Origin of the sequence: Archangium sp. (assembly GCF_036388035.1) — a bacterium.
In the GTDB taxonomy this organism is placed as follows: Bacteria; Myxococcota; Myxococcia; order Myxococcales; family Myxococcaceae; genus Archangium.
This window is the reverse complement of sequence record NZ_DASVSO010000415.1, coordinates 1-9,995: the sequence shown is the minus strand read 5'-3', so window position 1 is coordinate 9,995 and position 9,995 is coordinate 1. Positions and strand designations below refer to the sequence as shown.

At 72.4% G+C, this 9,995-nt stretch carries 7 protein-coding genes; 6 read left to right on the top strand and 1 reads right to left on the bottom strand.

All coding sequences use genetic code 11. The features are described from left to right. The 6 genes from VF697_RS16770 to VF697_RS16745 form a co-directional block, all read left to right on the top strand. On the top strand, nucleotides 1-625 hold a 625-nt coding region (locus tag VF697_RS16770; RefSeq protein ID WP_331096163.1), incomplete at its 5' end, for a hypothetical protein. Between the two features lie 208 nt (nucleotides 626-833). Next, nucleotides 834-1,292, top strand: coding sequence for a response regulator (locus VF697_RS16765; RefSeq protein WP_331096161.1), 459 nt, complete (start codon nucleotides 834-836; stop codon nucleotides 1,290-1,292). Nucleotides 1,293-1,335: 43 nt separating this feature from the next. Beyond that, nucleotides 1,336-5,145: a bifunctional serine/threonine-protein kinase/formylglycine-generating enzyme family protein gene (locus VF697_RS16760; RefSeq protein WP_331096159.1), complete on the top strand. Its 3,810-nt coding sequence runs from the start codon at nucleotides 1,336-1,338 to the stop codon at nucleotides 5,143-5,145. Between the two features lie 134 nt (nucleotides 5,146-5,279). Further along, the gene (locus tag VF697_RS16755; protein WP_331096157.1) at nucleotides 5,280-6,308 is read left to right on the top strand and encodes an ADYC domain-containing protein; all 1,029 of its coding nucleotides are present in this window, start codon (nucleotides 5,280-5,282) and stop codon (nucleotides 6,306-6,308) included. Nucleotides 6,309-6,381: 73 nt separating this feature from the next. Further along, nucleotides 6,382-7,803 carry a hypothetical protein gene (locus VF697_RS16750; RefSeq protein WP_331096155.1) on the top strand — a complete coding sequence of 474 codons (1,422 nt, stop codon included), beginning with the start codon at nucleotides 6,382-6,384 and terminating at the stop codon, nucleotides 7,801-7,803. An 18-nt stretch (nucleotides 7,804-7,821) separates the two neighbouring features. Continuing rightward, entirely contained in the window at nucleotides 7,822-9,843 is a 2,022-nt protein-coding gene (locus tag VF697_RS16745) for a TonB-dependent receptor (RefSeq protein WP_331096153.1), read from the top strand. 2 nt (nucleotides 9,844-9,845) lie between these two features. Here the strand turns inward: VF697_RS16745 and VF697_RS43505 are convergent, their stop codons facing one another. Continuing rightward, nucleotides 9,846-9,986 carry a hypothetical protein gene (locus VF697_RS43505; protein WP_414641300.1) on the bottom strand — a complete coding sequence of 47 codons (141 nt, stop codon included), beginning with the start codon at nucleotides 9,984-9,986 and terminating at the stop codon, nucleotides 9,846-9,848. Nucleotides 9,987-9,995 lie beyond the last annotated feature (9 nt).

Below are 9,995 nucleotides of genomic sequence, written 5' to 3'. Positions count from 1 at the left end.
GGTGACGCCCAACACCACGGGGGATGCCTTCAGCCTCGCGGTCCCCTCGCAGCTGAGCACCCTGGAGGGCAACAGGTACAATGTGCTCCTGCGGGCCACCTCGGCCTACGACCGGAGCACCCTGTCCTGGAAGGGCTACTTCATCAGCGGCGACGTCGGCAGCCCGAAGGCCACGACCCAGCCGGGCTTCATGACGGTGGCCTTCAAGGATAACGCTGGCGGGACGGCCCAGCTCGACTCGGGCGAGTGCGTCATCGTCACCTTCAATCAGGTGGTCCTCCCGCCGGCGGATCCCTCCGCGCTGCCGCTGGAGATCTTCTTCAACGCGCCCCTCGGCCTCACGGGCCGCGTGGGGGAGTACGGTGCCGCCTCGGGCTTGCAGCTCTCCCGGGCCGCCGCTCCCACGTTGAACGCCTGCTTCGATGAGAAGGCGAGCTACCCCATCAGCACCGACTTCACCTTCACGCCGCGCTACTACCTGCAGATGAACACGGCCAGCCCGGTGCCCGCCGGCACCGCGGTGAAGCTGGGCTTCAGCAAGTATGCGATGAACGCCTCCACCTACGAGACGGCCTGGGCCCGGCCGCTGACCAGCGACGTCGAGGCCCCGCTCACCAAGCTGTAAAGCTGTGGCCCTGGCGTTTGAGGAGCCGACAACCGGGCGTGACTGCGCCGCCCGGTTGTCCCAAGTCATCATCGCTGTGAGTGAAATGTCCGGGTGAGGACAGGTTTTGAGGGCTCCCGGGGTCCCAAAGCCTGCCGGGGACGAGCACATCCAAAGGGCCGTGCATAGCATGGAGCGGCGTTCCCACCTTGTACGAGGGACCCGCGCTATGACCGAAACGTTCACGCAAACCCTCGAAAACAGGACGGCTGACAGTCCCCGGCCCGCCAATTCGGTGGAGCGCAGGCGGGTGCTCGTCGTCGACGATTTCGATGACGCCCGCGAGATGTACGCGGAGTACCTCGAGTTTGTTGGCTTTCAGGTAGAGGTGGCCCGCAACGGGGTGGAGGCGGTGGAGAAGGCCCAGGGCGCTCTCCCGGACATCATCCTGATGGACCTGTCGCTGCCCATCATGGACGGGTGGGAGGCCACGCGGCGGCTGAAGCAGGACCAGCGCACCCGGGACATCCCGGTGATGGCGCTCAGCGGCCATGTGCTGGCCGGCAATGCCGAACAGGCGAGGCAGGCCGGCGCGGACGAGTTCGTCGCCAAGCCGTGTCTGCCCCAGGACCTGGAGGAGCGCATCCACCGGATGCTCAAGCCCAGCAAGTCCAAGAGCAAGCCCTAGTCCCACCTCCCTGACTCTTCCTCTTCGCGCGTAGGCACGTCCCGTGGGCACTCCCCCTGCCTCCCGGTCCACCGTCGACGGGTGGACGCCGCCCGAGGCGTTCGACGAGTACCGCCTGGTGCGTCTCATCGGCCATGGGACCACGGGAAGCGTGTACCTGGCGCATGACACGCTGCTCGACAGGCCGGTGGCGGTGAAGTTCGTCCGCGCGCTGGGCTCCGGCGCGCTCACCCGCTTCCTCGTGGAGGCCCGCGCCGCCGCCCGCGTCCAGCACCCCAACGTCGTCACCCTCTACCGGGTGGGCCAGCTCGAGAACCACCCCTACCTCATCTCCGAGTTCGTCCGGGGCACCTCCCTGGAGCAGCTGCCGCGGCCCCTGCCCTGGGAGCGCGTGCTGGCGCTCGGCAAGGACCTGGCGCGGGGGCTGGGCGCCGCGCACCGCCGCGGCGTGCTGCACCGCGACATCAAGCCCGGCAACGCCATCCTCACCGAGACGGGCGAGGTGAAGCTGCTGGACTTCGGGCTGGCCAAGCTGCTGGACCTGGATGGGCCCGGAGTGGCCGGCGCCGGCGTGTCCTCCCCGCTCGAGCGGGAGGAGCGCTTCGACGCGCAATTCATGGACGACCCGCTCGAGGGCGTGCCGACGTCGGCCCTGCCGGACGGCATGCTGGTGGGCACGCCCTACTACATGTCCCCGGAGGCCTGGGCGGGCGAGGAGCTCTCGGCCCGCAGCGACGTGTACTCGCTGGGGATGGTGCTCTACGAGCTGTGCGCGGGCCAGGGCCCCTTCCGGGACGTGCGCCTGCGGGAGCTGCCCACGGTGGTGTTCTCCCGGGACGCCCCGCCCCTCGTCGAGGCCGCTCCCGGGGTGGACCCGGCCTTCGCCACGGTGGTGGACCGGTGCCTGCGCCGCGCGCCCGAGGAGCGCTTCGCCTCCGCCGTGCTGCTGCTGGACGCGCTGGAGCAGCTCTCGCGCGACGAGTCCGCCGGGGCCGTGCCCGAGGGCAACCCCTACCGCGGCCTCCAGGCCTTCGAGGCCGAGCACCGCGCCCTCTTCTTCGGCCGGCGGCGGGAGCAGCGCGAGGTGCTGGAGCGGCTCCGGGCCGAGCCCTTCCTGCTCGTCACCGGGGACTCCGGCGTGGGCAAGTCCTCGCTGTGCCTCGCCGGTGTGCTGCCCCGCGTCCTGGACGGCGCGCTGGAGGACGGGCGGCGCTGGAGCAGCGTGCGGTGCGTGCCGGGCCGCCGCCCCGCCGCCGCGCTCGCCGCCGCGCTCTCCCCCGTGCTGGACGCGGACGAGGAGGGCCTGCTCACCTTCCTGCGCTCGGACCCCACCGCGCTCGCGCGCCGGCTGCGGGCCCACCTCGGCCCGGACCAGGGGCTCATCGTCTACGTGGACCAGCTCGAGGAGCTGGTGACGCTCGCGGGCGACGCCGAGGCCGCGCAGGCGGGGCTCGCGCTCGGGGGACTGGCCGAGGGCGTGTCCGGCGTGCGCGTGCTCGCCACCTGCCGCAGCGACTTCCTCACCCGGCTGACGGCGGTGCCGGGGCTCGGCGCGGCGGTGCCCGGGGCGCTCTACCTGCTGCGGGCGCTCGGCCCGGAGGAGGTGCGCGAGGCGGTGGTGGGCCCGGCGCGGGTCAAGGGCGTGCGCTTCGAGTCCGAGGCGTTGGTGGACACGCTGGTGTCCTCCACCGCGGCCACCGAGAGCGCGCTGCCGCTCTTGCAGTTCGCCCTCGCCGAGCTGTGGGAGGCGCGGGACGAGGCCTCGGGCGTCATCACCCAGGCGGCGCTGGACGGACTGGGCGGCGTGGGGGGCGCGCTGGCGAAGCACGCGGACGCGGCCGTGGCGCGCCTGCTGCCGGACCAGCGCACCGCCGCGCGCGGCGTCCTGCTGCGCCTCATCACCGCGGACGGCACCCGCGCGCGCAAGACGGACCAGGAGTTGGTGGGCGATGACCCGCGCCACCGCACGGTGCTGGAGGCCCTGGTGCGCGCGCGCCTGCTGGTGGCCCGCGAGGGCGAAGGGGGCACCTCCTACGAGGTGGCCCACGAGGCGCTCCTGTCCGGCTGGGGCACGCTGGCGCGCTGGCTGGCCGAGGCCGCGGAGCGCCGCGAGGTGCAGTCCCGGCTGGAGGCCGACTCCGCCCACTGGGAGCGCGCGGGCCACCTGCGCGAGCTGCTCTGGGGGCCCCGGCAGCTCGCCGAGGCCCGCGCGCTCGAGCCGGCCGAGCTCACCCGCCGGGAGCTGGCCTTCCTCGAGGCCGCGCGACGCACGGTGGTGCGCAGCCGCCGCATGCGACGGGCGCTCGCGGTGGGCTTCGTCCTCTCGCTGGGGCTCCTCTACGCGGGCCTGCGGCTGCGCGAGGAGGGAGAGCGGGACGCGGCGGTGCGCGTGTGGCTGGCGGATGCCGCCACGGCGATGGACGGCGTGTACCGGGAGCGGGCCACCTTCGCCGTCGCGCACGAGGAGGCGCTCCGCTTCTTCGACGCCGGCCGCAAGGACGAGGGCGAGGCCGCCTGGGCGCGCGCCATGGCCACGGAGTCGGTGGTGCGCCGCCGGCTCGACGAGGCGGGGGACCGGCTGGAGCACGCGCTGGTGCTGGACCCCACCCGCGAGGATGTCCGGGGCGCCCTGGCCGAGTTCCTCCTGGAGAGCGCCCTGCACGCCGAGCGGGGGCCGGGAGCCAGCGAGGTGTCGGCGTTGCTGCAGCGGCTGAAGCTGTACGACTCCTCGGGAGAGCGCTGGCGGCGGTGGACGACGCCCGCCCTCGTCACGCTGGAGGTGGGCGTGCCCGGCGCGACGGTGGAGCTGCGTCCGGTCTCCAGGAGCCTGGAGGGCCGCGAGACGTTGGGCGAGCCGCTGTCGCTCGGCGCCGGCCCCTGGGTGGACGTGCCGGTGCCACCGGGAGACTGGCGCATGGTGGTGAGGGCGCCGGGGCACGAGCCCGCGTCCGCCCCCCTGCGCCTCACGCGCGGCGAGCGCAGGCGCCTGCCGCTGCCGCTCATTCCCGAGGGTCGGCTCCCCGAGGGCCTCGTCTACGTGCCGCCCGGGCGGGTGCTCTTCGGCAGCGCGGCGGACGCGAGCGTGCGCGGCTTCTTCAACGCCGTGCCGCTGCACGCGCGAGAGACGGGCGGCTTCCTCATCGCCCGCCACGAGACGACGTACGCGCAGTGGCTGACCTTCCTGGAGTCCCTGCCCGCGGAGGAGCGCACCCGCCGCCTGCCACGCACGAGCACGACCTACCACGGGCTGCTGCGGCTGGAGCGGGAGCGGGACACCTGGGTGCTGCGCTTCCAGCCGGGGGGAGTGGCCTATACCGTCCGGGCCGGGGAGCGGGTGCACTACGCGAAGCGGGACCGCCGCGTGGAGCAGGACTGGCTGCGCTTCCCCGTCACCGGCGTCTCCTTCGAGGACACGGAGGCCTACCTGGCGTGGTTGGATCGGACGGGCCGGGTGCCCGGTGCCCGCCTCTGCTCGGAGCTGGAGTGGGAGCGTGCCACGCGCGGTGAGGATGGTCGCGAGTTCCCCCACGGCAACGTGCTCGCTCCGGACGACGCCAACTTCGACCTCACCTACGGCAAGGAGCCCGGGGGCTTCGGCCCCGACGAGGTGGGCTCGCACCCGGCTTCCCGCAGCCCCTTCGGCGTGGACGACCTGGCGGGCAATGCCTTCGAGTGGACGCGCTCCTCGGTGGAGCCCGACCGCCCGGTGGCGCGAGGCGGCAGCTACTACTTCGCGGCCGCGACGGCCCGCTCGGCCAACCGCGAGATGCCGGAGCGCACCTTCCGCGACATCAACGTGGGCATCCGCGTGTGCGCGGACTTGCCCACCGGTACGTTGTCCGCGCGGGAGTAGGGCCGCGGGGTGCCCTCGGGGGTGCTTGCCGCTCGACGGTGCAAGTGCCCCAGTGCGACATGTGTGGCTTGCCCGGGGGAGGGCCGCTGCACACCGTCGCGCGAGGAGCGGCTGGGGTGCGGGAGGGGTGGGGCATGCGAGCGAGCGGGCGGTGGTGTGGCGTCGTGGCGGTGGTGGGCGCGGTGGCGTGCGGGGGCGAGGTGCCGGGGGAGCCCGAGCAACACCTCGGTGAGCAGGAGGCGCCGCTGGCGGTCCCCAATGGCACGAACCTCAACGGCACCAATCTGAATGGCACCAACCTCAATGGCACCAACCTCAATGGGAAGGACCTGAACGGCAAGGATCTGAACGGGGACCAGCTCGCGGGGACACTCGTCTCGGTCGACTACGCCGGGGCTCGCTCCGACGCCCGGCTGCTCAGGGGTTGGGGCGCGTGGTGGCAGGGGACGTTCGACGCCGTGTGGCTGGAGGGCTCGGTCTTCCAGGGCCGGCTGCGGGGGCGCTCCGTGTCCGGGCTCGAGTTCCAGCACGCGCGCTTCACGGGCAACCTGGGCCATGGCCAGAAGGTGGACTTGCGCGTGGATGCCATCACCCCGGGCTCGGCCGCGAGCCCGGACGTGTGGACGTATCGGGTCTCCTACCGCGCGCCGAGGGACGGCCGCTGGTACCCCCTCTGCAGGGACGCGAGTGGGCAGCCGGCGGATGCCATCCCCGTGGCGGGGCGCTGGGACTACCGGCAGGGGCTGCCGGGCATGGGTGGCGCGAAGTACGACGACCCGCGCACCTTCACCTTCGCGTGCGAGGGCGCGGCGATCGCGAAGTGCATCCGCTTTGGCTACAAGCCGTGGGCGAGCGTCGAGGGCGTGAGCCTCGCGGCACACCACCAGGCCTGCACGCGCCTCATCCGCGCGGACTACTGCGGTGACGGCACCTCGCACACCGTGAATGGGCAGTGGGTGAACATCATCGACGCGCTGGGCGTGCAGCAGGACACCGAGAGCTGGGCGCTGGAAGCGGAGTGGGACACCGAGGGCGCGCGCTGCTTCACGGACCACAACCGGTCCCACGCGCCCGTGTCGTGCCCGGGCGTCCGGATGAAGACGCAGTGCGGCACGCCGGAGGCCTTCTCCACCGGCACCCTGCTGCGCAGCGAGACGCCGTAGCATCCCGGCCTCGGCCGCCTGCCTGCTTCGGTTATGGTGACCTCCCTCGAAAGTCACAGGGAGGTCACACACGATGCGCATCCATCGCTGGCTGATGATGGCGGGCGTGGTGGGGACGGTGGGCTGTGGTTCCGTCGACGCGAATGAGCCCACCGCGCCCGAGGAGGTGCGCACCGGAGCCACCGCGCTGGTGCAGCAGGGCACGGTGCAGCTCAACATCCTCTACGTCCACGGGGTGAAGGGCTGCCAGGATGATCGGCTGAACGCGACGAACTCGCTCGACGAGCTGCGGGCGGCCATCGACGCCGCGCTCCCCAGCTACGTCGCCGAGTACCAGGCCAGCCACCCGGGGGTGACGGTGGTGACGCGCAGCGCGCACGCCAACCTCTACACGGCGCCGGCCTCGCCCTACCACCCGTCGGACTCGACGGATCCGCTGAACATGGATGACTGGGAGGTGGGGGACCCGGGCTGCACCACCACGAAGCAGGGACAGCCCTGCACCACCGCGTACGAGTGGCGCCACCGGCTGGCGCAGGAGATCAACCGGCGCTTCCCCGTGGGGGCGAAGAACATCCTCCTGGTGGCGCACAGCTCGGGCGCGCGCGCCGCCTTCGAGGTGGCGGCGAACGTGGGCGCCGACGGCGTGGGCACGCAGGACTGGGGCGTGCAGGAGCGCATCGCCGGCGTGGTGTCCGTGCAGGGGATGGTCGATTCGCTCGGGACGAGCAAGTACAACGTGGTCGGCGCGTCGAGCTTCGTCACCACGTGCAAGAATGGAGACCCCATCATCGGCTACGGCGGCGCGTGCTCGATGGGCAACGGGTGGTGCGAGTACGCGGGGAACCTCTCCGCCTTCCCGGCCGCCGACTGGGTGGTGAAGAACAAGCGGGCGTTGATGCTCAACTCCTGGGCGAGCTGCTCACCGTCGCTGTGGACGGGCTACAGCGATGGCCCCCTGCCCTGGGACGCGCAGGGCAGTGGCCTGGCGGTGGGCTCGGGGATGACGCCCGCGCCGGGCCAGACGTGGCGGCCCTCGCACGGGGTGAAGTACGGCTCGTTCTGTCACAGCGCCATCGTGGACCCGGGCATCACCGGGCACGCGCAGGCGGTGGCCGCGGCGCGCGACCGCATGCTGGAGTGGATTTTCAGGAGCTCGCCGCGCGTGGCGGCCACGGGCTCCCTCAGCACGTCGACGTCCATCGCCTACGGGGGCTCGACGCCCACCTACAGCATCGGGAGCGCGTGCTCGACGGGGGAGAAGGACGAGGGCCTGGAGGTGGTGGGCGTGTGCAAGCACCCGGGGTACTTCGACGGGGACGACCATGCGATCGCCGCGAGTGAACTCACCCTGACGAACGGCGCGGGCTGCACGGGCGCGTTCAAGTGGTCGCAGAAGCACGACAGCGGCAACAATCACGCGGCGACGTTCTGGTGGAAGACGCGCTCGCTGCCCGTGGACACGAGCCTGCTGGCCACCCTGCCGGCGAACTGAGTCGACTCCGAGAGGCATATGAAGTCAGGTTTGCTGCTCGCCCTCCTCGTGGGCTCCGTCTCCCAGGCCGAGGAGACGCCCCCGGGGACGGGCGCCCCCCTCACCTTCGAGTCCTCCGAGCTGCACGACCTGGCGGGCACCTGGGGCGAGCCGTTCCGCGCCCTCATGCTCCTGCCCGGGGTGAGCCACATCGTCTCCGGTGCGAGCCTGCCCGTGGTGCGCGGCGCTGCACCGTCCTCCACGGCCTTCTACCTGGACGGCGTGCGCGTGCCGCAACCGCAACACCTGTGGGTCGGCCCCGCCGCCGTCCACCCCGCGCTCATCTCCGGGCTCGACTTCCACCGGGGCCCCGCGCCGGCCCGCTTCGGCCGTGGCGTGGGCGGCACCGTGGATGCCCGCCTCCTCCCGCCGAGCACCGACTCCGTGCGGGCGCTCGCCTCCATCGACCTGCTCAACGTCGGCCTGCTCACGCAGCTGCCCCTCACCTCCACCGGCACCGAGCTCACCCTCGCCGGGCGCTTCGCCTATACGCCCTGGCTCGCGGCCTCGGTCATCAACGGCCTGCGAAGCTCGCCGGGCCCGGATCTGGTGCTCGGCCTCTTCGACTACCAGGCGCGCGTGACCCAGGCCGTGGGCCGGGGCTCGCTGCGCCTGTTCGCCTTCGGAGGCTCGGATGATGTTGGCCTGCGCGGCGAGGGGGATGTGGTCCGGTTTGGCACCGGCTTCCATCGCGTGGACCTCCGCCTCACGCACCCCCTCGGGGTGGGCGAGGCCGAGGCCGCCGTCACCTGGGGCCGGGACTCGCTGGGGGCCAACGGGGGAGGGGATGCCTCGCGGCTCACGGTGGGCCTCACCGAGCGCATTCTCGGGGCGCGGGTGGCGTGGCGCGCCTCGCTCTCCCAGCGGCTCGCGGTGGAGACAGGGGCGGATGTGGAGCGCCGGCTCGCGGACGTGGAGCAGTCCACCACCTTCCGCCCCGGCGAGGCGGGAGACCCCCACCGTCCCACCGTCACCACCGACGTCCTCCAGTCCATTGCTCGCACTACGCTGGTGGGGGCGTACGCCCAGGCGACGTGGACGCAGGGCCCGTGGCAGCTCACCCCGGGCCTGCGCGTGGATGGCTACCTCCTGGAGCCGGCGGTGAACCAGGTGGTCGTCGAGCCCCGACTGCACGCACGGGCGATGCTCTCGGAGACGGTGGCGCTGCGCCTGGGAGCGGGGCTCCTGCACCAGCCGCCGGCCCACTCCCTCGATGCACCGGGCATTTCCGTGACGGCGTTGCGCCTGGGAATGCAGCGGGTGCTCCAGGTGGAAGTGGGCACGGACGTACGAGGGCCCGCGGGCTTCACCTTCGGCGCGGACATCTTCGTCCACCCGGTGGTGCGCACGGTGGACCTGGACGTGCTGGCCTTCGACGTGTTCGCGGATGACCCGGTGGGGCGAGGGCAGATGCGCACGGCGGAGGGCCACGGCTATGGCGTGGAGCTGCTGGCCCGGCGTCCCCTCTCCGAGCGTTGGTCGCTCCTCGCGTCCTACACCTTCCAGCGGCGCACGCTGCGCACGCGCGTGGAGCGTCGGGACGAAGCGGGCCGGGTGCTGAGCACGGACTGGATGCTCCTGCCCGCGTCGCTCGAACAGATGCACGTGCTCAACACGGCCGTCACGGTGAAGCTGCCGTGGGGCCTCACCGTGGGCACGACGCTGCACTACAACACCGGGGCGCCCGAGGCGGGGGGCCTCCTCTATTCGTACACGCAGCGCCAGGGCGTGGACCCCGAGAAGGGCACACCGCGCTGGGTGCCGGAGGACCGGGACCGGGTGGCGCGGCTGCCGGGCTACTTCCGGGTGGACGGACGGGTGTCCAAGACGGGCACGGTGGGGCCGCTGGCGCTGGAGGCATGGCTGGACGTCTTCAACCTCTCCCTGACAAGAGAGACGTTCCGCTACACCTACGGGCGCGAGAGGGGCCAATGGGTGCGCAAGCCCTTCGGCCTCCCGCCCGTGACACTCCCGTCCCTCGGGCTCCAGGCGCGCTACTGACGTCACGCCTCGACGAACTCGGGGCCTGTCAGGCCTTCGCCTTCCATGGCCAGCTTGACGCGCTCGGAGACGATGATGGGGCCCCGCCATCCCCACGTGCGAAAGACCTGGGCGCCCCCTACCTTCGCTGGATCAATCCTCAATCCCGCGAC